This window comes from Roseobacter ponti, from assembly GCF_012932215.1.
Lineage (GTDB): Bacteria > Pseudomonadota > Alphaproteobacteria > Rhodobacterales > Rhodobacteraceae > Roseobacter > Roseobacter ponti.
In genome coordinates this window covers 1,230,863-1,253,791 of record NZ_CP048788.1, presented here as the reverse complement: position 1 = coordinate 1,253,791, position 22,929 = coordinate 1,230,863, and the positions used below count along the sequence as shown (strand labels likewise).

Sequence of the window (22,929 nt, the reverse complement as noted above, 5' to 3'; positions counted from 1 at the left end):
TGTGATAGATGCCGATATCACAGCCAGATAAATGAAAGAAAGCCAATGTCCCTCGAATGGAGCGCCCGCGTTGCACAAATCATAAGCAGTCTTGGGACGCCCGATCTTCCCGGGCACCTGTCAGACGCGCTGAAGGCATTGGTTGATTTCGATGACACAGTCATTTTTGGCTATGTGGGCGCCTCCCGTCCGTTGGCGCTTTACAATGATTTTCCCGAGGACAGACGGCGGCTGCATGTTGATGAATACCTCGAAGGACCGTACCTGCTGGATCCGTTTTTCCTTGCCAGCACGGGCGATGTGGAACAGGGGCTGTGGCGTCTAAGCGAAATTGCTCCGGACAGGTTTTACCAGGGGGAGTATTTCAGAAGCTACTACGGTCAGACCGGCCTCGCGGAGGAGATCGGCTATCTGGTAAACATCCACGCGAACCTTTCCATTGTAATCTCTCTGATGCGTCGGACACGGCGCTTCAGCAAAGCGGAAATCAGGACTTTGAAGGCTGCGTGGCCCGTCGTGGAAGCGACCTGCCGCAGACAGTGGGATCAGACCAGCGACGTGCACGATCAGGAAGACAGCAGTTTTGAGGGCAAGATTGCGCTCGCATTTCGCCGGATCGGCGAAGGGATCTTAACACCGCGCGAACGTGAGGTTGTGGAACTGACGCTGAAAGGTCATTCAGCAGATGCAGTCGGCAAGCTGCTCGGTATATCTTCGGGGACAGTCCGGATTCACCGCAAGAACATCTATTCAAAACTGCGGATCAACTCTCAGGGAGAGTTATTCTCCGCGTTTCTGGCGGCCATCACAGACAGCGGGGAACCGTCCGGTTTTAGTTACAAACAGTGATTGCCGCGCCGGACCGTTGGTTCGGTGATCTGCCCCGCTGCCGACGTTTCGATGGATAGCCGTAAAGTCCGGATGCCGTAGCCGAAGGCATTTTCTGTCCGAGTAGCGAAGGGCGCCCCACGGCATCCGTCACGCCGGACGATACCCGCATAACCACTCTGCCACCTTCCGTGCTCCGGACCCGTCACAGCCGAATGAAGTCCGCGGGTCTGCGAATAAGAAAATGCTGCGATCAGAACGCGGCTTCAGTCCGCATTTGCCTCGCTCAGAACCTTCCTGGCCACCCGGAAGCATTCCAGTGCCTGCGGGACCCCGCAGTAGATGCCGATGACGTGGATGATCGCGCGGATCTCGTCCTGACTGACGCCGTTGGTCAGAGCTCCGCGACAGTGGATTTCCCACTCGGTCATTTTCCCCAGAGCGCCGATCATTGACAGGTTCATCATCGAACGGGTCTTTGCGTCGATCACATCATCTCCCCACCCGAAGCCCCAGCACCATGCGGTCATGGCCTCCTGAAACGGACGGGTGAAATCATCCGCAGCGGCAAGGTTATTTTCAACATATTCCGCACCCAGCGTTGCTTTGCGCTGTTCAAGTCCCTTTAGAAACAGGTCCTCATCAAATGTACTCATCTGCTCTCCTTTCAGTGTTGCTCTGCGGCGTCCCTTCTGAACGCATTTCACGCTCGTATCACGTCATTTATTTCCGGGAAGTCCGGCAGTTTCGTGTAGTCTTCCGCCCCGGACTGAGTTTGACGCGCAGCTGCACCTGCGTCCGGCGCGGGCACCTCCTGACCGTCCGGGCCCCTTCGTCCCCGGTTTTAATGCATCGAACGGCCATGCAGGCAATCCGCTGGTCGCAGATTCCGGAACTTCGAGCCCGACTGCGAACCTTCAATGACCGGGGGTCACATCATCCGGGGCTCAGGAAAGCAGCACGCCCGCAAAGAAACCTTCGATTTCACGATCACCGGTGACCGGCACAACGAGACTGACGTACTGGTCCGGACGCACAACGATCACCGCACCCCGGTCGCGATCAATACCCCGCATATCAAATATGTCGCCACGATCCGGATCAGGGCAGAAAACCTTTTCATAATCAGTGAGGCCCATCGACCCTTTCCGCGGCACCAGAAACGCAGGCAGTGTGGCGACATCTGTGCGGCGGTGCGGGCTCTGAAAGACAGCACGGACATCAATTACCTCGTCAGGGTCTGCACCGGATGGCGAGACACGGCTCGTCAGGCCCCTGAGCTTCTGGCACAGGGCACCGACCTGACCCGCAGCTGTGCCGTCATCGGATTGCGGCGCAAAAATGATGATCCGCCAGCGCCCGTCGGCCTTTAATGCGTGCCCGAGTTGCATTGGTTTTGCATCTGCCAGCCTGATTACGGGGGCGGAGTGGAAACGCTTCCCGACAGGGTATCCTGTCGCGAGGTTCTGATGGTGCGCACCACCGGTAATCAGCGAAGGGCCATAGCAGGTCTCGACCCCGGCAGTGTAACGCCCGTGTTTCCTGAAATACGCCTGAAAGCGCGCCACATCGCCCCCGGTTTCCGGCTTTTCACTGAACAAACGCGCCATATCGCGATCAAAATCAATGAGTTCCTGCGCCTTGGCGCGGCGCTCTGAGTTATAGGTGTCGAGCAACGCTGCAGGCGACTGACCCCGCAGAACTGCAGCCAGTTTCCAGCCGAGATTAAATGCGTCGGCCATGGAGACGTTCATACCCTGGCCCGCTTTGGGGCTGTGGGTGTGGCAGGCGTCTCCGGCGATAAAAATACGCGGTGCCTGAGCGCCCTGCCCCGCGCTTCCGGCGTCATCAAAGGCATCACAGACACGCTGTCCGATCTCATAAGCAGACCACCAGGCAATCGAGGCCACGTCAAATTCAAAGGGGGACAAGATGCGGCGCGCTTTATCAATCAGCTCATCCGGGGTAACGCCGCGATCCGATGCCCGCTCACCGGGACCCAGAGCATCCAGTTCAATATAGAGGCGGACCATATAGCCACCTTCGCGGGGAATGATGAGCATGCTGCCCTGTTCCGCGGACTGGATTGCGCATTTCAACCGGATATCAGGGAAGGTCGTCCGTACCAGGACATCCATCACGCCCCATAGTTGCCGCGCGGAACTCCCCCTTAACGCAAGTCCCAGTTCGGAGCGCACCACGCTGCGTGCCCCGTCACAGCCTGCGACATAGCGTGCACGGATCGTTTCGGTCTCGCCCGGCCGGTCCCCGCGCTTCAGTGTCGCCGTGACCGGGAACTGATGTCTGTCATCGCGTTCAAGTGACAGCAGTTCGAGGTTGTATTCAGGTACCAGCCGGCGCGCTGAATGCGCCATGGTTTCCAGATAAAAATCATGAATGCGCGCCTGGCTCAGGATAATGTGGGGCATCTCAGACAGGCCATCTTCCACATCTTTGATACGGTCTGCGCGCGTCAGCGTCGTGCCGTCGGGACCGGGGCGCCAGAAACTCACCTCACTGACCTGATAGCCTTCTCTGATCACGCGGTCGGCAAACCCGAATGCTTCGAACATCTCAACCGAGCGGCAGGCAATACCGTCGGCCTGCCCGATTTCCAGGGGACCTGGCCGGCGGTCAACAATACGTACGGAAACATCCCCCGGAAGGCTGAGCTGTGTCGCCAGCGTAAGCCCCGCCGGCCCGCATCCGATGATGAGTACGTCAACGGCGTCGCGCGCATCTTTGCGGGCAGCCGGCGCTCGGGACGGATCACCTGCGCGGAACCCTTCGAGGTGGTATTGCATATCGACGCCTCCTGGCCCGGTCCGGCATCCTCAGACCGGGTTGCTCAACCCGGATACGGCATAACATATCCGGCGGGCAATCAGGTGTCATTACGGGCAACCGGTGATCCGGGCGCTCCGCAGGCATTGAAAAGTGGACAGTGGCAGGGTCGCTTCATATTGTCCGGACAGTCAGACACCCGCGAGGACAGCGTGCCGGAGAAAAAAGATCACAGAAAGCTCGCGGCAATTCTCGCAGCAGACGTGGTCCGGTACTCACTGCTTATGGCCGGCGATGAATCCAGGACTCACGCCCGTCTGAAAGAGGTGCTGGCGCGCGTCTTTAAGCCGGCCGTGAGACGTCACGGTGGCCGGATATTCAAGCTGATGGGCGACGGTGCTCTGGTAGAATTCGCAAGCGCCAACGATGCGGTGAGCTGCGCCGTTGAGATACAGTCGCTGATGGCTGAAACACAGGACGCCGTTCCCCCTGAGGAGGCGATCAGAATGCGGATCGGTATAAGCCTTGGCGATGTGATCGTTGATGGCGCCGATCTCTTTGGCAATGGCGTGAACCTCGCAGCCCGCATGGAAAGCCTCGCCGAACCGGGCGCGATCTGCATTTCCGGTAACGTCCGCGAACACATCAGCGACCGTGCAGAATACACCATCGCCGGGCTTGGTCCCTGTCAGGTTAAAAACATCCCCGCACCGGTGAATGTCTTTCAGATCGAACTGGCTCAGGGCAATGCGGAGAAGACCGGCGCGCCGGCGGACATTGAACAGCACATCCGGTTCTGCACGACGCCGGATGGTGTCCGCATCGCCTTTGCCACAGCCGGCAGCGGCCCGCCCGTCGTTTCCGTTTCGAACTGGCTCACACACCTTGAACTCGATTTCCGCATCCCGATGCGCCGGGCGCTGAACACTTTGCTGACACCGGACTATCAGGTCGTGCGGTACGATGCGCGCGGCAGCGGTCTGTCTGACCGGGAGATCGCTGACTTTTCACTGGATGCCTCTGTTCAGGATCTGACGAGCGTGATTGATGCGCTCGGGCACGACCGGGTATCGCTGATCGGACAGTCTCAGGGTGCGGCGATCGCAGCGGCCTTTTCCGCGCGGTATCCCGACAGGGTGAAAAAGCTTGTGCTTTGCGGCGGATATGCCCGCGGACGCAGGATGCGCGGCTCAGAAGGCCAGATTGCCGAAAGCGATGCCTTCATCACCATGATCAGAGAGGGCTGGGGCAAAGAGCTTGACGCCTATGTGCGGATGTTCGGCGCGTTCTTTATGCCCGATGCCAGCGCCGACCAGTTGTCGGGTTTCACACAGATGCAAAGAAGCGCCACGCCACCCGAAAATGCCGCAAGCATTCAGCTGGCGATCGACAGTATCGATATCTCCGAAGAATTGCGGAACGTCAAAGCGCCAGCCCTCGTGTTTCATGTGCGCGACGATGCCCGCGCGCCCTTTGAAGAAGGCCGGAAGATGGCCGCAGGCATACCCGGTGCCAGATTCATCCCGCTCGAGGGGCGTAACCATGTGATGCTGGACAGTGATCCGGGCCTGACGCGGTTTTTGCAGGAAGTGTCAGACTTTCTGAAGGACTGACAGCCCGTCCGTGCCGGTGACCGCAACGCAATCCGCCCGCGTGCTCTGTCTCGCAGCAGCAGATATCGCAAACCGTGCAGCCTCACCTGCGCAGTTCAGCCAGCAGGTTTCGCAGGGCACCGGACGAAAGGCGGATGACCGTTAATCAGCAGCCACAGAGAAAAGACACTCAGCTGAAATTGACACGTCGTTCAGCCAGCCTGCCAACCCCCAGGCGATCCAGCAAAGGACGGACCGCTTTGCCCAGAAGCACCCCTGTGACGAGGGCGAAGATGACCTGTATCAGCGCCGGCGGCTCAAATCCGAGACCTGTCGTCAACGCGAATAATGAAGCGCGGTGCGTCAGATAAATCATCAGAGCCTCTCCTGAAACGGCGAGGACCACGACCGACAGAAAGGCCGGCAGCGGAATGTAGGGGGCGAGGGTCGCCAGTGTGACGGCGAAGAGCCAGATGCCCGTATCGCCGCCCGGTATGACCAGATTGAAGAGCAGGATATGTCCCAGCCCTGCCAGCAGCGAAACCAGCAGTTCCCGGCGCGTTGTTGCTAGTGCGGCAAGACCGCCGACCACCAGCACAGGCATCAGCATGCCCGCAGAGCGATGCAGCGTCGCGGCCACATGCCCGATATCGCCGTAAAGCAGTCCCGCGATCAGGACGGTACTGAAACCCGCAGCCTCCGCGAGTACGAAAAAACCCATGACGGTGCGCCATTGCGCGCTTCTCAGTGCTCTGCGTACCCGGCCGCTGGCCAGTAGCAGGCCGATCACGATGAAAATCTGCAGATAAACATGCAGAAACCACAGCCAGCTGATGTGGTGCCGGCTGTCGGAACGCTGCAGAAGTACACTGTCCACAAATGCCGACATGTTTTCATAGAACAGCAGAGCGGAAATGTGCGGATCGTTGCCGATCGCTATATGCACACCGTAGATCACCAGAGAGACCGGCACCAGGGGCACCATAAGCCGTGCGATCGTCGCCCAGACCCGCCCGGTCCGGTCATCGCCAAGAATGGCCGGCAGCTGCAGTTTCGCGAAACTGAAACCCGTTAGCGCAATCAGAGCCGCTGAAAACCCGTTGGAGAAATAGAGACCTGAGTGATGTGCAACAATCGCAATGATCGCAAGCGACCGCATCACCAGAAAGCTTTCCATCCGCTGCGGAGCGAAAGCCCCCCGTCGCGACGGTCGGCCGGAAGCTGAACTGAAACCTTTTTTCGCGAGATCTGTGATCGACGTGAATTCCCAGCCCTGCGCCAGATCAACCCCCAGTGCCTCAAGCCCGAGCCGGGCTTCGATCCGCGCGAGACTGTCAGCGCCGAGATCCGCGAGGCTGAGGTGCCGGTCATCGGCCGGCAACCCGGTGCTGCGCGCGAGAACATCCGCGATCTGTCTCTCCGCCGCGGTCTGCACGGGCTGGGACGGTCTGTGGTTTTCAGGTACCTCCGCCGTCATCGCGCGCAGAGCTTTGGCATCCGTTTTGCCATTCGGCGACAACGGAATGTGGTCCACCACGACAATGTGCTGCGGCACCATGTAGTCGGGCAGCATCTGTGACAGTGCCGCGCGTATCTCTGCCGGGCCGCGCAGGTTCTCACTGACGATAAAAAGCGACAATTCCCGCCCGTCCGCACCGGTCTGCAGCGTCACCGCCTGCCGCACCCCCGGCACGTCCTCTGCGTGATGGCTGATGTCCGACAGCTCAATCCTGAGCGCGTTCACTTTGATCTGATCGTCTTTACGGCCAGCAAAATGCACGCCGGACCCCGGTAGCATGAAACCGAAATCGCCGGTGTGATGCACCATGGAAGGGGCGCCGGTGGCAGTGTCCGGCCCGCCCCTCGCGCCCCGCACGGGATCGCCGAGATCAATCACGATCTCCCCCAGGACCCCGAACCCGGCCTGTACTCCGTCACGCTCGATGCGCACCCCGGCCCAGGGCACGGGTTCGCCCAGCGGCATTTTCAACCGCGTTTCCGCGCCCGAGATTTCACAGATCAGGGCCGCCTGCGGGGTCTCGGTCGTGCCATAGAGGTTGAACTGACGGGCCCCGGGCGCAAACTGCCGCCAGCGCGACACTTTGGTAGCGTCCAGCCGGTCACCTCCCCAGAATAAATGTCTGACACTGCTGAAAGCGGCGTCGTTACCGGCACCAATGCTGATCAGGTGCCCTGTCGCGGGGGTAAGGTGCAGTGTGTCCGGTCTGTTATGGTCAATCAGCTCACGCAGCGCCGCAGGATCGCGGATGTCTTCTTCTCGCGGAATGACCACCGCGCCACCTGTGGACAGCGGCAGAAATATATCGCGCATCACCGGATCATGCGTGAGACCCGCCATCAGCATGGTACGGAACGATCCGCCCCCGAGCATCTCTGCCTGCCAGCGGAGAAAGCGGATCAAAGTCGCATCAGGATGGGAGACTCTTTTAGGTTCGCCCGTCGTGCCGGAGGTGAAAAGATGCCAGGCAACCGCGCGCCCGGGTTGATGCCGGGCCGGCGGAATATCAGGGCCATATCTGGCTGGTCTGAGCAGTGTCACACTGCCCCCCGACGCAACCGCCGCAGGGGTGGTCAGGGCAAAAGCGCGCTTTGCATCAGCGCGTTGCAATATTGCTCTGATCCGCTCCCGTGGCAGTCCCGCATCAATCACAACAAAAGGCGCACCATAAGCTGATATGCCCAGAAGAGCGGCCACCAGAGCCGGCTGGCGATCCGCCAGCACCGCGATCGTTTCGCGCGGACCGGCATCTGCCAGCAAAAGGGCGCGGGAATACGCAGCGGCCTCAGCCCTCAGCGCATCATAAGACCATTGCTCCTGCGGCGCGATGACGGCAGGCGCGTCAGGCGTCTTTTGTGCCTGGTCAAAGAACGCATCGTGCAACCGCCCGGGCGGCGGATCGGTTCGAGAGGGCGCGATCTTTGCCGGAGCCTTGGCATAAGCTCGCGCAAGCAGCAGGTCACAGCCGATACCGGGTGTCTCAAGCACCATGTTCAGCAGGCGGATCTGCAGGCTGAGAAACGCAGCAGCCCGTTCCTCTGACAGATGTGCCGCTTCATAAAACGCCCGGGCGCGGATCACGCCGCTGTCTTCGCTCCAGACCAGGTTGAGATCATGCTCAGTGCGCCTGTCCAGAAACTCACGCGGCCCGGTTTTCAGATCGCCGGCCCGGATCACCGGCGCCGGCGGGAACATATTCAGGGATACCGCAGGTGCCCTGCCCGCCTCGTGAACACGTTCGGCAACGTCGGTGTTTTCAAGCGCCAGTACCGCGCTCACTCGTCCCTTGATCTCACGCGCGAGCCTGTCGAACGGCATGCCCGGATCAAACTGCAGGTCAAGCGGCAGCGTGTTGGAGAACGGCCCCACCACCGAATTGGGCGCACCGAGACTTCTGCGGCCCTCACTCTGAAAAAAAGTGGCAACCTGACTCTCTCCGGTAAATGCTTTCAGCCCCAGCGCATAGAGCGCGGCGAGCGTCGCAAACTTACCGGCGCCACAGGATTTGCTGACGCGGCGCAGCGCGGGTCCGGCGCCGGGCAATCCGCGTTCAATAAACTGCCCACGTGTTCCGGCACCCGCCCGCGCTGCACCGTCCGGTGGCATTTGTGCAGGCTGTGGAAACCGGGCCACTGCGGCCTCTGTTTCGGCATCGCTGATCCGGGGGGCGTTGCCGGCATAATCAGCGTAACTGTTAACATCAGCCAGTGTCTCACCGGCATAAAGCTTCAACAGTTCACGATTTACGACGCCACGCGAAAAACCATCGGAAACAGCATGATGCATCGCGACCGTAAAGCGCCAGCACTCAGCGGCCTCAACCACAAAAAGACGCACAAGTGATCCCGGCACATCAGGCCGGACATCATCGAAAACGAGCGGCAGCACGAGGTCGCGAAAGGCTGCCGGACTCATATCATCGGACTGCATATGCGCGAAAACAAAGCGCGGCGTCTCGCTGATCCGCGCCTCAACCCTGCGCCCGTTCAGTGCGAAAGACGTGCGCAGAGCTTCATGCCGCCGGACGACGGTCTCAAAGGATTTTTGCAGCAGATCAACGTCGGGGCGACCTTCGACACGGTGCCCCATCGCGATCATATAAGATCCCGTTTCCGCCAGCTCCGCCATGACATAGCGCGTTTCATTGATCGTGGCGGGGCGGCTTTTGCCCGCCTCACAGACTACGTTCCGTTTTTTTCCAAAACTGATCGCCACGGTTCACTTCCGACCTTCTGCCTGCGGCCCGCGCGAAGACTATCAGCCTGCCTGCACGCATACCGCATACCCTTTGACCGCCACGGGTTCCGGGTTTCGCGAATACCGTGACGCAGGTTTAAGGTGATTCAATGGCGTTCAGATCCGCAGAATCACCCCAAAACCACCAGTATATGACGATCTGCGGGAGATGGCGCACGTGCAGGCGGTATCAGTTTATCGGAAACTGCCGGAAACACTGCTCGGCAAAGCGCTCGAAATCTTCGAGGGTTTCAAAAACGTCCCGGCGGTCGCGCACGACAGCGAGTGCCGCTTTTTTCTGCTGCCAGGTCCCGCTTACGTGGTTTTCAAGGATCAGAACAGTGATGCCCAGCAGAACGTCCTTTTCCGCCTCACTCATGCGCCCGGTATCTTCCAGTGCAACAGCCGTGAATGCCATTGTATTGGCGCAGCGCAGCGCTGCGGCTTCTTCACCTGCATAGGTGCGCGCCTCTGCCACCCCTGCCACAAGGCAGAGCATCATCGCCGTGAGCGGGACGCGCGTGGTCAAAATACTTTGAAGGTCATCGTCGTCAGCGATCGCTCAATTCCTTTAATATCAAGGAGGTGGTCGTTGACATACTTACCCACGTCTTCGCCCTTGGGGATATAGAGCTTCATCAGCAGATCAAAATCGCCGCTGGTCGAATAGAGCTCTGAGTGGATCTCGCGCAGAGCGATTTCCTCGGCCACCGAATAGGTGGTGCCTGGCTTGCACCGGATCTGAATAAAGACGCATGTGGCCATGAAAGCTCCTTTGCCGGCAGGGACGCCCGCCTGCACAGGCTGGCACATCGGACACAAGGTCAGCAATACCCCAATCTGCCATCTTGGCGCGGCGGCGCGCGCTGATATAAGGGCGCGCAACATATCTCACGGCCCGGAGGCCCGCATGCGCAGCCAGACGATCACCCGCACAACCGCCGAAACTGACATCTCGGTCACGGTAAACCTCGACGGGACAGGCACTTATGACAATCAGACGGGCATCGGGTTCTTTGACCACATGCTCGACCAGTTGTCCCGCCATGCGCTGATCGATCTGACCGTGAAGGCAACAGGCGACCTTCATATCGATGACCATCACACGGTCGAGGACACAGGGATCGCGCTGGGACAGGCGCTGACTGCTGCGCTCGGCGACAAGCGGGGCATCCGCCGGTATGGCGCCTGCCTCCTGCCCATGGATGACGCCCTCGTGCGGTGCGCGCTTGATTTATCGGCCCGGCCCTTTCTGATCTGGAATGTTGATTTTCCGACCGGCAGGATCGGCAGCTTCGACACAGAGCTTGTGCGCGAATTTTTCCAGGCCGTCTCGACCCACGGCGGCATTACCCTGCACATCGATATGCTGCACGGTCTGAACGCGCATCACATCGCCGAAGCCGCCTTCAAGGCCTTTGCGCGCGCCCTGCGTGACGCCGTGGAAACCGATCCGCGCAAGGCAGATGCCATCCCATCGACCAAGGGCGCTCTGTGAAGTGCTGACGGCGATTATCGATTACGAAAGCGGCAATCTGCATTCAGCGCACAAAGCGTTTGAACGCATGGCCCGCGAGACCGGCGGCGGCGAAGTTGTGGTCACCGGCGATGCCGCCCTTGTCGCGCGCGCCGACCGGATCGTGCTGCCCGGTGACGGGGCCTTTCCCGCCTGCATGGCCCAGCTCAAAGGCCATTCCGGTCTTTGCGCCGCAATGATCGAAGCCGTTGAGGAAAAGGGCCGGCCCTTTATGGGCATATGCGTTGGCATGCAGCTGATGGCAACGACGGGGCGCGAATACACCGACACCCCCGGTCTGGGCTGGATCGCCGGAGAGGTGACAAAAATCGCGCCGGCAGATCCCACGCTTAAAGTCCCTCATATGGGCTGGAACGATCTGATCCTCGATGCGCCGCACCCTGTCTTTGACGGAATCAGCAGCGGCGATCACGCGTATTTCGTGCACAGCTATCACATGGCGGTCGATGATCCTGCCCGCCGGCTGGCGCATGTCGGATACGGCGGCGACGTCACCGCTGTGACAGGGCGGGACAATATGATCGGTCTGCAGTTTCACCCCGAAAAAAGTCAGGCCGCAGGGCTTCGCATGATCGCTAACTTTCTGGCATGGCGTCCGTAAAATACCCGTGTTTCAGGGCTGATCCTGCCGGCAGATCATAAAATTCCCGCCGGCAGGCCGCCAACCGTCCGGGATAATGCCGCAAAAAACAACGACCTGCACTGTCTTCACGAAAAATTAACTTTTGCGGACGGAAAACACTCGAACCACGCGGCAGATTGTGGCAATATCAAGGCAGATTTGTTTCTCGGGTGTGTTTGCACGCCCGTTTTTTCGAATACCGGTCAGCCGGTGGGTTCACGGGCACATTCAGATGCTCAGGGGTACAGATAATGAATAAAACGATTACAGCAGCAGCCGTCGCGCTGACAATGTCAGCCACAGGTGCCTTCGCGGCGACCTTTGACGGGCTGATTGATTTCAGCGGTTTCAACAATAACGACAGTGTCACACAGCTCGATCTGGGTGGCGGTATTTTTGCTGATCTTGAGATCGTAAACGGCTTCGGTGCCACTTCTTTCGCGGGCGATGCGCGCATCTTCGACACCACGCCCGGCGGCCCGGCCGTAAACAATGCAAACGACCCTGACCTCGTCGCCGATCCCTTCGCAAACTCCGCAGGCGGTGAAGGCCGGTCTTTTGGCAACGCGCTGATCATTCAGGAACGCGCCAGCATCTCCGCACCGACCGGCCCTGACGATGAGCGGCGCGGCGGCGTTATTTTCTTCGACTTCGGCACGGCAAAGATTGACCTGCTTAGTCTGTTCTATCTGGACGGCGAAGAGGGCTTTTCGGTTGAGGCCAATATGGCCGAACTTGGCAGCGGCGCCGGCACCGATGACCAGTTCACGTTCCTCGACTTCTCTTCAAACGCCGATGCCAAAGGCATTTCACGCTTCGCAGTGGTCTTTAACGGCTCAGGCGCAATCGGCGAAATCGAGGTCGGCCTCTCTGCGGTACCCGTGCCGGCGGGACTGCCGCTGCTGCTGACAGCATTCGGCGCATTTGCCGTCGTGCGGCGAAAGCGCAAAGTGGCCTGAAACACCACTCTGAATTAAAGAAACGGCGCCTCTTCGGGGCGCCGTTTTTTTCGTGTCCGGTCAGGTTCTTACTGAATGCGCGCCCAGGTCTGCTTTGAACAGATCAGTCCACCCGCAACGCAACCCGACAGCTTCATCCGGTCGCCGTTCAGCGCAATCTTTCCAAGATAAATCCTGTCGTTGCTCGGACGCCAGACCTGCCCGCGGTAATTGCCGTCGCCCTCGGGGGCCATATCGATCACCAGCGCCTTGCCAAGATTGGGCGACTGATACTCAGCACCATCTTTGAAAGTACGTGCGATTTTCCCGCAGAAATTATCACCACAGGGCTCAATCATGACATGGGCATAAGCGCCCTCATCCGGTTCAGTCTGCCAGGTTCCCTCCAGAGGGTCCGCCGCGACACCGCCCGCTGTCACCGCCACCAGAGCTGCAAATATCGTAACTCGTTTCATGTTTTCCTCCCGTGAAACTGCGCGCACCCTGCCCCGCGCCCGGGACGGATCGCAAGCGTGACCGTACGTCGCGACGTAACGTGTCGCTGCGTTGCATTTCAGGACACTTGCGTGCATGTACGCCCCGCAGACACACGAACCTGCCGCAGCCGACACACCATCTCAGGAAACCCGCCGATGATCCTTTATCCTGCAATTGATCTCAAAGACGGCCAGGCCGTCCGACTGGTGCACGGAGACATGCAGCAATCGACTGTTTTCAGCGATGATCCCGCAGCGCAGGCGCAGTCTTTCGTCGATGCAGGCTGCGAATGGCTGCACCTGGTGGATCTCAACGGGGCCTTTGCCGGCGCGCCCGTCAATGCGGGCCCGGTCGAGGCGATCCTGGAAACCTGCGATGTGCCGGCACAGCTTGGTGGCGGCATCCGGGATATGCAAACCATCGAAAGATGGCTCAGAAAGGGGCTCGCGCGGGTCATTCTGGGAACGGTTGCCGTCGAAGATCCCGATCTGGTGCGCACTGCCGCACGCGCTTTTCCCGGACAGGTCGCCGTCGGCATCGACGCACGGAACGGCTTTGTCGCAACAAAGGGATGGGCCGAAGAAACCACCGTTCGGGTCACCGATCTCGCGCAGTCTTTTGAGGACGCGGGTGTCGCCGCAATCATCTATACCGACATTCTGCGTGACGGCGCGATGGGTGGCCCGAACGTCGCCGCAACTGAAGCTCTGGCGCGGGCCGTATCGCTGCCGGTGATTGCCTCAGGTGGCGTTTCTTCACTCGCGGACCTGATTGCGCTGCGCGACACCGGTGTCATTTCCGGCGCCATCTCGGGTCGCGCACTTTATGACGGCGCCATAAATCTGCCAGAGGCACTGCGTGCACTGAAAGAACCGGCCTGAGTCCCTGCTACAGCACATCCCGCGCCGCTCTGCAGCATTTCTCTGGCTGAGAAGTATCCTCCCCGAAGGGCCGTTTCGCTGTCTTGCCCCGCCCTGCCGAACCCCCTAAACCGTATCCATGCTGAAAACCCGCATCATCCCCTGTCTTGATGTCGCCGAAGGGCGGGTGGTGAAAGGCGTCAACTTCGTCGATCTGCGCGATGCGGGCGACCCGGTCGATGCAGCAATCGCCTATGACGCAGCAGGTGCGGATGAGCTTTGTTTTCTGGATATCACTGCAACCCATGAGAACCGCGGCACCATGTTTGATGTGGTCACACGAACGGCCGAACACTGCTACATCCCGCTGACGGTAGGCGGCGGCGTGCGCACGGTTTCGGATGTGCGTGCACTGCTTCTGGCGGGGGCTGATAAAGTGTCGTTCAACTCCGCAGCCGTGGCTAACCCTGACGTCGTGGCAGACGCCGCAGATCAGTTCGGCAGTCAGTGCATTGTCGTAGCCATCGACGCCAAGACCGTGAGCCCGGGCAAATGGGAAATCTTTACCCACGGCGGACGCCGCCCCACAGGTATCGACGCGGTTGGATTCGCCCGCAAGGTGGTCGCGAAGGGCGCCGGAGAGATCCTGCTCACATCAATGGACCGTGACGGCACCCGGGCAGGCTTTAATCTGCCGCTTACCCGTGCGATTTCCGATGCGGTTGAGGTACCGGTTATTGCCTCAGGCGGCGTGGGTACCCTTGATCACCTGGTCGAGGGTGTCACCGAGGGAGGCGCTTCGGCAGTACTCGCCGCCTCGATTTTCCACTTCGGAGATTATACGATCGCACAGGCCAAGGAGCATATGGCAGCAGCAGGCATCCCGATGAGGCTCACATGACACTGGATGATCTTTACGCGACGATCACCGCTCGCAGGACTGCGGACGCAGACAGTTCATGGACGGCAAAGCTGCTGAGCGAAGGGCCTGAAAAATGTGCCGAAAAGTTCGGTGAAGAAGCAATTGAGGCAATTATCGAGGCCGTCAGAGGAGACCGCGCCGCACTGACACGTGAGGCCGCAGATGTTTTGTATCACATGATGGTCATGCTGGCCGCCCGCGATGTGCCTCTGTCGGATGTGATGGCGGAGCTGGACCGGCGTCAGGCACAGTCCGGGCTGGCAGAGAAAGCAGCGCGGCGCTGAACCTGCGTCAGAGCCTCGACGAGATCACACCGGTCGCAAAACCACCCATTCGTAACTCGCCGAAGAGCCGCTGATACTCGATTTTCGGGCATCGGTTCTGGATCACGGTGATGCCGCGTGCTTCTGCCTTTGCGGCAGCGGCCGCATGGCTCACCCCGATCTGCATCCAGATCGTCTGAAGGCCCGGCAGGACTTCAAGCGCCTCCTCCAAAATCTCCGGCACCGCCTCTGAGCGGCGGAAGATATCGACCATATCAATGCCGCCGCCGATCCCGCCCAGGCTGCCAACGACTTCACAGCCAAAGAGCGTCTCACCGGCGTGCATGGGATTGACCGGTACCACTCTGAAGCCCTTCAGCGTGAGATACCGCGCCACATAGTAACTCGGGCGCACAGGGTTCACGGACACACCAACAACGGCAATCGAGCGCGTGCGGGTCAGAATGTTTTTGAGATGTGAATGGCTGTAGTTCATGCGACGAACCTATGTCGGACAGCACCGGAAAAAAAGAGCGCCCGTTACCCGTGGGGGCAAGGGCGCTGCAAGGTACGGAACGAGGGACAGTAACGTCACCGGTCGGCGTTCCGGGCCGACCAGTCATAATCTGAAATAGGTATTATCCGCCGTCAGACCAGAGAACCTCGCACATCTGTGAACACACTGCTCTTTCGCGAACGCCTCCTGTGCGGCGTCAGTCAAAGATATCTTCAATCACATCAAAGGCCTCTTCGATCAGGTCCTTCATAAAACTGCTGCGTCTTTTTTTGCGCGGAGGCGATTTCCGGCGGCGTTTTTCATCAGACAAATACCGTTTTTTCGCAGCATCGCGCCGTTCCGGCTTACCCCGCACAGGATATGACCGTCCGGGATGGCTGGTCGGCAACCGCTTAAGCTCGTGCAGCGGTGCCCCACAGGTCGAACAACTGAGTTCGTGCCGTCCGGGCTCCAGCACCAGCGCCGCGCGCGCGCCACAATAACAGCAGGTCGCGATTTTAGCGGTATGGGTCATGTGTCAGACGCGCTCACCTGCCGGGCGCCCCTGCTGGCATAAAGTGCAATTGCAGCCGCATTCGACACATTGAGCGATCCGAAGCCTCCGGCGGCATCAATCCTGACGAGATGATCTGCAGTCTCTTTGGTTTTTTCGCGCAGCCCCGGCCCCTCTGCCCCAAGAACCAGCGCTACGGGGCGATCTTCTTTACCGGCAACGGCGGCCTCAATCGTCATCTCCGCCTCTCCGTCCAGGCCCAGAACGAGATACCCCATATCCTGAAGGGCGCGCATGGCATCCGCAAGGTTGCGCACCCGCAGATAGGGTTGCCGTTCCAGAGCACCACTGGCGGTCTTGGCCAGCGCCCCGGTTTCGGGCGCCGAATGGTGCCGGGTGCCGATCACCGCAGAGGCGCCCAGCACCTCAGCCGACCGCAGAATGGCGCCCACGTTATGAGGATCGGTGACCCTGTCGAGCAGCATTACCCGCGGGGCAGTGTCTCCGATGCACACATCCTCAAGCCTGCCCCAGTCCAGCGGTTTCACCTCAAGTGCAGCCCCCTGATGCACCGACCCCGGGTCCAGTGGCGCACTGAATTTGCGCGGATCCACCACTTCGGGCTCAATACCGCTCTGTGCGATCGCGTCTTCCAGCCGGCCCTGCGCGTTCAGCGTGACCACCAGCCGGATCTTTTCACGCCTCGGGTTAAGCAGCGCATCACGCACGGCATGCAGGCCAAAAAGCCAGACGGTCTCGCGCCCGCCGGCTTTTTTATCCTGCTCTTTCTTGACCACCCATTTGGGTTTTTTCATCGGATTATCCCGCTCTTCAGGGGCGTATAAAAGGTAAGGTTTTCGTCTTGACGCCTGTCAGGTCCGCTAGTAATCACGCCTTCACTGCTGATGCAATGCATGGGCATAGTGGGCGACAGGCCGCAAGGTGTGGCAGGGGACTGTAACTCCCTCGCGGAGACGCACGCCTGGTTCGATTCCAGGGTCGCCCACCACTCAGTCTTCCTAGAACTGCATACAATGCGCGCGCACTAAATAATCTCTATGTTTAAGCGATTTACGGAATTATAGAGCACCAGAAACCTCACAATTGGTCTCATATACGGGCAATTTTGTGGCTGTTTCCATGAAAGTCTCAGCAGGGCAGGTGCCGATGACGTCTTGGGCCCGTTTAGCTGAACTCAAGGATGCGGGAAGCCCAGAATCTGGCGTTGTTCTTCCCGGTCAAGTGGCAGTTCAGGAAGGCCACGCAATGATTTCGCGTTGAGACGCGGTGGCTGACGGCCCTCGAGGATGGCCGTAGAGATGTCCGACGCCAGCCATGCAAGCGGTAGGATACGGCTGGCGGATCCACTGCGCAATCCTTCCCGCTCAGTGATTTGCTGAACCGACGAGAACTTACCCACAAGACTTTCGTGTGCCCAAGCAGAAGCTGGACTGCACGCAGATTGCCAGTTTTACGATAAATCAACGCCGCCTTGGTGCGTCTGAGCGAATGTGTTCCATATCCACTCGGATCGAGACCAATCGCCGCCACCCAATTCCGTACGAGCCGCGCATGTTGTCGTGTCGACACATGCGGTCTGTCATGGAAACGGCCTGGAAACAGGTAGATGCACCTGAGCATCTCAGGGCAGCAATCCCAATTCCAGATGGAATCCCGCGTGTTCTCTGAAACCTCAAACTGCACCGGCCGGTTGGTCCTGCTTTGGAAGACCGACACACGCTCGCGGACCCGGTCCCCCGCAACGAGATCAGAGACCTTTAAGCGAACCAAGTCACAACCACGCAACTTACTGTTAACGGCGAGATTGAACAGAGCCAGGTCCCTAAGATTGCCCGAAAGTTCAAGGCGAGCACGGATGGCCGATACCTGCTTCGCAAGTAGCGGACGTCTCTGGCCGATAAGGCGCCCCTTGTTCCAGGGTCTGTATTTTGGCTTGATTGCAGGAAGTTGGATTTTGGACATTGGTAGTCCTCCGCCCATCCCTCCCACTCCAGACGTCGACACCGTGTCGATCGCCGAATTCTATCAAACAGCCAAATGGCCGGTTTCACCCCTGTGCCAGACCTTTACGATCCGTGCAGAATATGACCGCTTGGAGCCCTTTTTGACCGATGCTGCGCATCGCAGGAATGCCAGCTTACGCACAAAGGATCGTCGTCTTTCCGAATAAAACCCGAGCACTGTTCGACCAATCAGCCAGCGAGTTATCGGGTCCCGTTTAAAATGTCTTAGCAAGCAGGCATTCACGTTAAGTTATAGTTTTTTCGTCATGCTCTGCCAAACAGAAATTGGAAGCGAAAGCATATGGGCATACAGGACATTCACACTGGTCGGATTCCGTTGCTGCACATCGTCGTTGTGACGCTGTCGATGGTCTTGACGTTCAGCGCATGGCACTTCTCCAAAACGCAGTCTGAAGTTCGGATTGAACAGCGATTTGATTCATCTCGCGATCGCGTCGTGAGCTTGATCAGGGATAGGATGGCAAAGTACGAGGATGCCCTTTGGGCTGGCGTGGCCGCGATGGAATCTCATGATGGTGACATGACGCTGCCTCAATGGCGCATGTTCGCGAGGAATTTGCGCATCGACGAGAAATATCCCGGGATCAATGGCATTGGCGTCATCGATTTTCTTACCGATCAGTCTCGTGAATCCTACCTTGACCAACGTCGCTCGGAGCGACCAGATTTTGAAATTCATCCTCCCCATGATCAGAGTATTTACATGCCAATCTCATTCATTGAACCAGAAGGCCCGAATGCGGCTGCCGTGGGTCTCGATGTGGCTCACGAACTGAACAGACGGACAGCGGCACTGGCAAGTCGCGACACGGGTGATGCTCAAATTACCGGGCCCATCGTGCTTGTGCAGGACGAAGGCGCAACACCTGGCTTTCTGTTCTATGCGCCATTTTATCGGGGCGGTGCGCCAGAACAAGTTGAGGACAGGCGGGCCCGGAATCTAGGCGTTGTCTATGCCCCTTTCGTTGTCCGCAAGTTGTTGGATGGGCTGCTGGCGAAGGACTTGCGCCACATCAGCATCAGCATCTCAGATGCGGGGCAAACGATTTATGACGAACACTTGTCTTCCGAGAACCTTCACGACCCAAATCCGATGTTTCAAGACCTGGTGCAGCTCGACTTCTATGGGCGCAGTTGGTCACTCGATGTCCGATCCAATTTGGCCTTCCGAGAAAACAACACCTATGTGCAACCGACCGTGATTTTGATCGGCGGCATTGTCATCGAAGCACTCATCCTCTCACTTCTGATCATGATGGCGCGGGCAAACCGCAACGCCGTTGTGTACGCCGACAAGGTGACCGAAGAACTGCGGATTGAGCAACAAAGGTTGCTCAGAAGCAATGAGGAGCTGGAGCAGTTTGCCTACGCTGCGTCTCACGATCTAAAGACACCGATCCGTGGCATTGGTGGGCTTACAGAGATGATCAAAGAAGATCTTGAGGACTATCTGACTGCACCAGATGCAAAACCTGAAATTGCCATGAGCCTTGATCTCATCCTGGACCGGGTACAGCGCATGAATGATCTCACGAATGGCATCATTGAATTCTCAAAAATTGGAACCGAGGCGGAGGATTGCTGCCCCCTCCAGCTGAGTGAAGTCATTACGTCTCTTGCTTGTGATTTTGGGCTCAAACCGCGCCAGATCTTGCTTGAAAGCGCTGTGGACAAGGTTCATGGCGATCCCATAGGGCTGCGACGGGTTTTCGAGAACCTTGTTGGGAACTCAGTGAAGTATCACGGCGCGGTGGCTGATTTGAGGGTCGTAATCACATGCCAGGAAGAACTGGATTCCCTCAAGTTTTCAGTAACCGACAACGGACCCGGCATTGATCCGAAATATCAAGAACGCATTTTTTCGATGTTTCAGACGCTTCGAACGGGAGACGCTCCCGAGAGCACCGGGATCGGATTGGCCGTCGTCAAAAAGGCGGTCGAAGTACACGGCGGCGAAGTAACACTTGTGTCGGACGTCGGCAAAGGCACAGCGTTCTCTTTTCAGTGGCCGAAGGTGAGGGCATCTGTCCTTGCAGATAATACAGACATGGCAGCCTGAGGAGAAGACGATGAACATTCTTCTTGTAGAAGACAATGACGTCGATGTGCTGTTGTTTCAACGTGCCCTCAGAAAGTCAGGGACCAGCAGCTCGGTGATTCATGCGAAAGATGGCGTTGAGGCGCTGGAAATGCTGAACGAAAAGGACGCAGATAAACAAGTTCCGCAGCCTTACGTGATCTTACTCGACATCAACATGCCTCGCATGAACGGCCACGAGTTTCTGAAAGAACTGAGGGCCAATGAACAACTTTCCTCGTCAAGAGTCGTCGTTGTGACGACCTCCGACGACCCTAAAGACATTGAGCTTGCGTATGGCCACTTCGCGAGCGGCTATATCGTAAAACCCGGTGGAACAGCAGAAATGACAAAGGTGCTCAAAACCCTGCATGAGTATTGGGGTATCTGTGAACCGTCCGTCAAGTAAGCTTACTGAAAAACTCTGGGTGGAAGAACGGAGACAGAGCGGTTGACTGACCATCTGGCAAAATCTCTTGGGCGCGTGATGTTGATAGACGATGACCTTTTTGACCGCATCGCATGTCAGCGACTGTTCGACAGGCTGAATTTGGCGGATGAAATACTTTGCCTGGCTGATGCTGAGGCTGCAATCCGCTGCATGGAGCGAGACGCGGAACATCACACAGACGTCATCTTCCTCGACGTCAATATGCCACGCATGACTGGATTGGAGTTTCTCGACGCAATCACTGCTTCCACGAAAGTCCAGTTTTCCGGTGCAGTGGTGGTCATGCTATCGACTGATTTGACTTCCAAGCTGCAGATGAGGTTCGATGAGATATCGTGTGTGAAGGCCTATATTCGCAAGCCGATGACAACCGAAGAACTGATCGCAACTGCAACGACAGTGGCAGCAACATAGCAGCTACGCACAGCAGCATCCTGCTATTACCAGCGGTTGCTCGGGTGAATTCGAGATGAGCAGACTTTTGAAGGTCAAGCGGCGAACGGTAGAAAAGTCCGCATCTGAGACATCCGAGGAGGGCGCCGCGAACGACCGGTTTTTTGCGCTGCTGTCACTGGTGCGTTTCGCGGCGAATGGCGGCAACGGAGCCCAAACCAGACTTGGCAAATTCAGGCTGCGTGCGCTTGCAGCCTGAATTTTGCTGCAACGGCGTAAATTCCAAAGCCGCTGTGCTGCGAGAAAATCGGTCGTTCATTAGAACCGCAGCGAGAACGAAACGCTTAGGGATCAAGTCGTGGACAAAGTGCACTTTCGCTGCGGATGCGCAAATGTCAGACCTTGGCGGGCGGTCAGCGGCTTTTCTTGTGCTTTAACCACCTACAAACCCGACCGTCCTTGGCGGCGACGGCTTTACTCTCCTTACTAATCTAAGGATTGCCCGGCGTTGCAAGATGCCGTGATCCCGCATCGCTAAGAGCACTGAAATCTCGCCGTTCATTCGGGGTCGTCAGTTCTTTCCCAGCAAATCCGTCAAAACAAAGTTGTCCTGCATGGTGTCGGCCAGCAGTCGCTTAGGCTTGGCAGCATCAGACAACTCCATGCCACCATTTTCAGATTAGAACTATAGACCGCACCCTAGCTGAGGCCGCCTTTGCGGCACACCCACGCCGTTGGCATCCCGGTTTCTTGCTCTTTGATCATCCCGATGATTTAGGCTTCCGCAAAACAGCGATTTTGCATCCGTTTATTCTTTCAAAAGTTTGAGCAAACTCCATGTCAAAGCGAAAGAAATTTCGGGAGAGCAGGTCAACTAGTACAAACAACCGCCAAGATAACTGAGGCCGCCGCTGCATTGACCATTAAAATCGGCTTTGATATCCGCAGGTGCAACTCTCACACATTATTCCTATTGTACCGAATACCGACTTTTGACAGTTTTGATCCATACAATAGCTCAGAACTGATTGCTCAACTCTGACCAACCACTTCAATAGAAAGACTGAATACTTGTCACTCTTAAAACACGCTCTGGTTTTTGTTTCTGCAATCACCGCAACAGTCACACCTATATTTCCCACATTCGCAGCCGCCAGTGAAGCTGATGTCGCGCGTCAGTTGCTTGGATCTGATAGTATTTCGCGGGACGAATTTGCGCAGTTCGGACGGGTCGCACAGAGCGATATCTATTATGCGTACAGCTGTAACTCGACCAGCTTTGGAACGGTGGTCTTGGTGCGTGCCGAGGCGGGCAAGCAGCCGGTGATCTGGAAACAGGAAGCGGAATGCGTGAGAGAGGTGAGCTGGCGCGACATCGACGGGGACGGCACGCCTGAAATCAAGACCTCGGCAAGCGGCGGCGGAAGCGGTGTTCTGATCAGCGATGCTGTCTTTTACCGCTGGCCTGCCAACACGCCAGAGCCGGAAGAGGTCGTTCGCTTCGTGCAAAACAGCTATGTCTCCTCTGGCCTTGTCTGGGTCGAATACGGTTTTGAACCCAAAGAATTTCCCAATTTCACATTTTATGAAGACAGTTTTCTTCCCTTAGGGGCGAAATGTCCCAGCCGCGACGAATGCGAACTGGTCGAGCGCAAGACATTCTGCATCGAAGAATGCCGTGAGGAAGTGCCGGATACGATTGTTCAGGAACCGGGCTGGCCTGCTTTTGTCGAGGCGTTGGCCAAAGACGGCTTCCTGCCCGGCAACCTGGAACCTTCAGGCGACGTGCCCGAAGTGAAAGCTGAAACGCAGGCGGCCTTTGACGCGTGGTTATCTGACTAGGAGCCGCGTTAT

The 22,929-nt window shown here is 58.0% G+C and carries 21 protein-coding genes, 1 tRNA gene and 2 pseudogenes; 13 read left to right on the top strand and 11 right to left on the bottom strand.

Translation table 11 applies throughout. From position 1 onward, the window contains the following. The first annotated feature begins 45 nt into the window (after positions 1–45). Complete coding sequence (locus G3256_RS06070; protein WP_169639965.1) at positions 46–849, top strand: helix-turn-helix transcriptional regulator; 804 nt, start codon at positions 46–48, stop codon at positions 847–849. 245 nt (positions 850–1,094) lie between these two features. On the opposite strand, the gene G3256_RS06065 is transcribed toward G3256_RS06070, so the two are convergent. Beyond that, a complete protein-coding gene (locus G3256_RS06065; RefSeq protein WP_169639964.1) occupies positions 1,095–1,484 on the bottom strand; it encodes a carboxymuconolactone decarboxylase family protein in 390 nt (129 codons plus the stop codon). Between the two features lie 291 nt (positions 1,485–1,775). Then, a complete protein-coding gene (locus G3256_RS06060; RefSeq protein ID WP_169639963.1) occupies positions 1,776–3,632 on the bottom strand; it encodes an FAD-dependent monooxygenase in 1,857 nt (618 codons plus the stop codon). A 159-nt stretch (positions 3,633–3,791) separates the two neighbouring features. Here G3256_RS06060 and G3256_RS06055 point away from each other — a divergent pair, with 159 nt between their 5' ends. Next, positions 3,792–5,225, top strand: coding sequence for an alpha/beta fold hydrolase (locus G3256_RS06055; protein WP_169639962.1), 1,434 nt, complete (start codon positions 3,792–3,794; stop codon positions 5,223–5,225). 169 nt (positions 5,226–5,394) lie between these two features. Here G3256_RS06055 and G3256_RS06050 read toward each other — a convergent pair whose 3' ends face one another. The 3 genes from G3256_RS06050 to G3256_RS06040 all read right to left on the bottom strand — a co-directional run bounded on the left by G3256_RS06050 (position 5,395) and on the right by G3256_RS06040 (position 10,224). After that, a complete protein-coding gene (locus tag G3256_RS06050; protein ID WP_169639961.1) occupies positions 5,395–9,438 on the bottom strand; it encodes an AMP-binding protein in 4,044 nt (1,347 codons plus the stop codon). Positions 9,439–9,649: 211 nt separating this feature from the next. Next, positions 9,650–9,988, bottom strand: coding sequence for a hypothetical protein (locus G3256_RS06045; protein WP_246227812.1), 339 nt, complete (start codon positions 9,986–9,988; stop codon positions 9,650–9,652). Then, positions 9,985–10,224, bottom strand: a complete 240-nt coding sequence (locus G3256_RS06040) for an Lrp/AsnC ligand binding domain-containing protein (protein WP_169639960.1) — start codon at positions 10,222–10,224, stop codon at positions 9,985–9,987. Before G3256_RS06040 ends, G3256_RS06045 begins: the two co-directional genes overlap by 4 nt. A 145-nt stretch (positions 10,225–10,369) precedes the next feature. Between G3256_RS06040 and hisB the strand changes: the two genes are divergently transcribed. The 3 genes from hisB to G3256_RS06025 all read left to right on the top strand — a co-directional run bounded on the left by hisB (position 10,370) and on the right by G3256_RS06025 (position 12,577). Further along, the gene (gene hisB / locus G3256_RS06035) at positions 10,370–10,957 is read left to right on the top strand and encodes an imidazoleglycerol-phosphate dehydratase HisB (RefSeq protein ID WP_169639959.1); all 588 of its coding nucleotides are present in this window, start codon (positions 10,370–10,372) and stop codon (positions 10,955–10,957) included. 1 nt (position 10,958) lies between these two features. Further along, positions 10,959–11,597, top strand: a complete 639-nt coding sequence (gene hisH / locus G3256_RS06030; RefSeq protein WP_169642346.1) for an imidazole glycerol phosphate synthase subunit HisH — start codon at positions 10,959–10,961, stop codon at positions 11,595–11,597. A 272-nt stretch (positions 11,598–11,869) separates the two neighbouring features. Further along, positions 11,870–12,577 (top strand): VPLPA-CTERM sorting domain-containing protein, encoded by a 708-nt coding sequence (locus tag G3256_RS06025; RefSeq protein WP_169639958.1) that lies wholly within the window; start codon positions 11,870–11,872, stop codon positions 12,575–12,577. 68 nt (positions 12,578–12,645) lie between these two features. Here G3256_RS06025 and G3256_RS06020 read toward each other — a convergent pair whose 3' ends face one another. Then, positions 12,646–13,032: a DUF2147 domain-containing protein gene (locus tag G3256_RS06020; RefSeq protein WP_169639957.1), complete on the bottom strand. Its 387-nt coding sequence runs from the start codon at positions 13,030–13,032 to the stop codon at positions 12,646–12,648. Positions 13,033–13,209: 177 nt separating this feature from the next. On the opposite strand from G3256_RS06020, the gene hisA reads away from it, so the two are divergent. The 3 genes from hisA (at position 13,210) to G3256_RS06005 (ending at position 15,120) form a co-directional block, all read left to right on the top strand. Then, positions 13,210–13,935 (top strand): 1-(5-phosphoribosyl)-5-[(5-phosphoribosylamino)methylideneamino]imidazole-4-carboxamide isomerase, encoded by a 726-nt coding sequence (gene hisA / locus G3256_RS06015; protein WP_169639956.1) that lies wholly within the window; start codon positions 13,210–13,212, stop codon positions 13,933–13,935. 118 nt (positions 13,936–14,053) lie between these two features. Beyond that, positions 14,054–14,815: an imidazole glycerol phosphate synthase subunit HisF gene (gene hisF / locus G3256_RS06010; RefSeq protein WP_169639955.1), complete on the top strand. Its 762-nt coding sequence runs from the start codon at positions 14,054–14,056 to the stop codon at positions 14,813–14,815. Beyond that, positions 14,812–15,120, top strand: a complete 309-nt coding sequence (locus G3256_RS06005; protein ID WP_169639954.1) for a phosphoribosyl-ATP diphosphatase — start codon at positions 14,812–14,814, stop codon at positions 15,118–15,120. The genes hisF and G3256_RS06005 overlap by 4 nt, the downstream gene beginning before the upstream one ends. 7 nt (positions 15,121–15,127) lie before the next feature. Here the strand turns inward: G3256_RS06005 and G3256_RS06000 are convergent, their stop codons facing one another. The 3 genes from G3256_RS06000 to rlmB form a co-directional block, all read right to left on the bottom strand. Beyond that, positions 15,128–15,595 (bottom strand): CoA-binding protein, encoded by a 468-nt coding sequence (locus tag G3256_RS06000; RefSeq protein ID WP_169639953.1) that lies wholly within the window; start codon positions 15,593–15,595, stop codon positions 15,128–15,130. A gap of 217 nt (positions 15,596–15,812) precedes the next feature. Beyond that, positions 15,813–16,130, bottom strand: coding sequence for a hypothetical protein (locus tag G3256_RS05995; protein WP_169639952.1), 318 nt, complete (start codon positions 16,128–16,130; stop codon positions 15,813–15,815). Beyond that, positions 16,127–16,924: a 23S rRNA (guanosine(2251)-2'-O)-methyltransferase RlmB gene (gene rlmB / locus G3256_RS05990; RefSeq protein WP_169639951.1), complete on the bottom strand. Its 798-nt coding sequence runs from the start codon at positions 16,922–16,924 to the stop codon at positions 16,127–16,129. Before rlmB ends, G3256_RS05995 begins: the two co-directional genes overlap by 4 nt. 110 nt (positions 16,925–17,034) lie before the next feature. Between rlmB and G3256_RS05985 the strand changes: the two genes are divergently transcribed. Further along, positions 17,035–17,118: transfer RNA gene (locus G3256_RS05985), tRNA-Tyr, on the top strand. A 413-nt stretch (positions 17,119–17,531) separates the two neighbouring features. Here G3256_RS05985 and G3256_RS05980 read toward each other — a convergent pair. After that, positions 17,532–18,092 (bottom strand): annotated as a pseudogene (locus G3256_RS05980) (tyrosine-type recombinase/integrase); the annotation flags it as partial. A gap of 342 nt (positions 18,093–18,434) precedes the next feature. On the opposite strand from G3256_RS05980, the gene G3256_RS05975 reads away from it, so the two are divergent. From G3256_RS05975 to G3256_RS05965, 3 genes are read left to right on the top strand one after another with little or no spacing between them, the layout of a single operon-like run. Then, complete coding sequence (locus G3256_RS05975; RefSeq protein WP_169639949.1) at positions 18,435–20,213, top strand: sensor histidine kinase; 1,779 nt, start codon at positions 18,435–18,437, stop codon at positions 20,211–20,213. A 10-nt stretch (positions 20,214–20,223) separates the two neighbouring features. Continuing rightward, positions 20,224–20,640 (top strand): response regulator, encoded by a 417-nt coding sequence (locus G3256_RS05970; protein WP_169639948.1) that lies wholly within the window; start codon positions 20,224–20,226, stop codon positions 20,638–20,640. Between the two features lie 42 nt (positions 20,641–20,682). Beyond that, the gene (locus G3256_RS05965; RefSeq protein ID WP_169639947.1) at positions 20,683–21,096 is read left to right on the top strand and encodes a response regulator; all 414 of its coding nucleotides are present in this window, start codon (positions 20,683–20,685) and stop codon (positions 21,094–21,096) included. Positions 21,097–21,544: 448 nt separating this feature from the next. Here G3256_RS05965 and G3256_RS19395 read toward each other — a convergent pair. Continuing rightward, positions 21,545–21,840 (bottom strand): annotated as a pseudogene (locus G3256_RS19395) (IS3 family transposase); the annotation flags it as partial. Between the two features lie 306 nt (positions 21,841–22,146). Here G3256_RS19395 and G3256_RS05960 point away from each other — a divergent pair. Continuing rightward, positions 22,147–22,917: a hypothetical protein gene (locus G3256_RS05960; protein WP_206040798.1), complete on the top strand. Its 771-nt coding sequence runs from the start codon at positions 22,147–22,149 to the stop codon at positions 22,915–22,917. Positions 22,918–22,929 lie beyond the last annotated feature (12 nt).

Coding starts and splice junctions, on each gene's coding strand:
- G3256_RS06070 (WP_169639965.1), top strand. CDS start 46: ATGTCCCTCGAATGGAGCGCCCGCGTTGCACAAATCATAAGCAGTCTT.
- G3256_RS06065 (WP_169639964.1), bottom strand. CDS start 1,484: ATGAGTACATTTGATGAGGACCTGTTTCTAAAGGGACTTGAACAGCGC.
- G3256_RS06060 (WP_169639963.1), bottom strand. CDS start 3,632: ATGCAATACCACCTCGAAGGGTTCCGCGCAGGTGATCCGTCCCGAGCG.
- G3256_RS06040 (WP_169639960.1), bottom strand. CDS start 10,224: ATGGCCACATGCGTCTTTATTCAGATCCGGTGCAAGCCAGGCACCACC.
- hisB (WP_169639959.1), top strand. CDS start 10,370: ATGCGCAGCCAGACGATCACCCGCACAACCGCCGAAACTGACATCTCG.
- G3256_RS06025 (WP_169639958.1), top strand. CDS start 11,870: ATGAATAAAACGATTACAGCAGCAGCCGTCGCGCTGACAATGTCAGCC.
- G3256_RS06020 (WP_169639957.1), bottom strand. CDS start 13,032: ATGAAACGAGTTACGATATTTGCAGCTCTGGTGGCGGTGACAGCGGGC.
- hisA (WP_169639956.1), top strand. CDS start 13,210: ATGATCCTTTATCCTGCAATTGATCTCAAAGACGGCCAGGCCGTCCGA.
- hisF (WP_169639955.1), top strand. CDS start 14,054: ATGCTGAAAACCCGCATCATCCCCTGTCTTGATGTCGCCGAAGGGCGG.
- G3256_RS06005 (WP_169639954.1), top strand. CDS start 14,812: ATGACACTGGATGATCTTTACGCGACGATCACCGCTCGCAGGACTGCG.
- G3256_RS06000 (WP_169639953.1), bottom strand. CDS start 15,595: ATGAACTACAGCCATTCACATCTCAAAAACATTCTGACCCGCACGCGC.
- G3256_RS05995 (WP_169639952.1), bottom strand. CDS start 16,130: ATGACCCATACCGCTAAAATCGCGACCTGCTGTTATTGTGGCGCGCGC.
- rlmB (WP_169639951.1), bottom strand. CDS start 16,924: ATGAAAAAACCCAAATGGGTGGTCAAGAAAGAGCAGGATAAAAAAGCC.
- G3256_RS05975 (WP_169639949.1), top strand. CDS start 18,435: ATGGGCATACAGGACATTCACACTGGTCGGATTCCGTTGCTGCACATC.
- G3256_RS05970 (WP_169639948.1), top strand. CDS start 20,224: ATGAACATTCTTCTTGTAGAAGACAATGACGTCGATGTGCTGTTGTTT.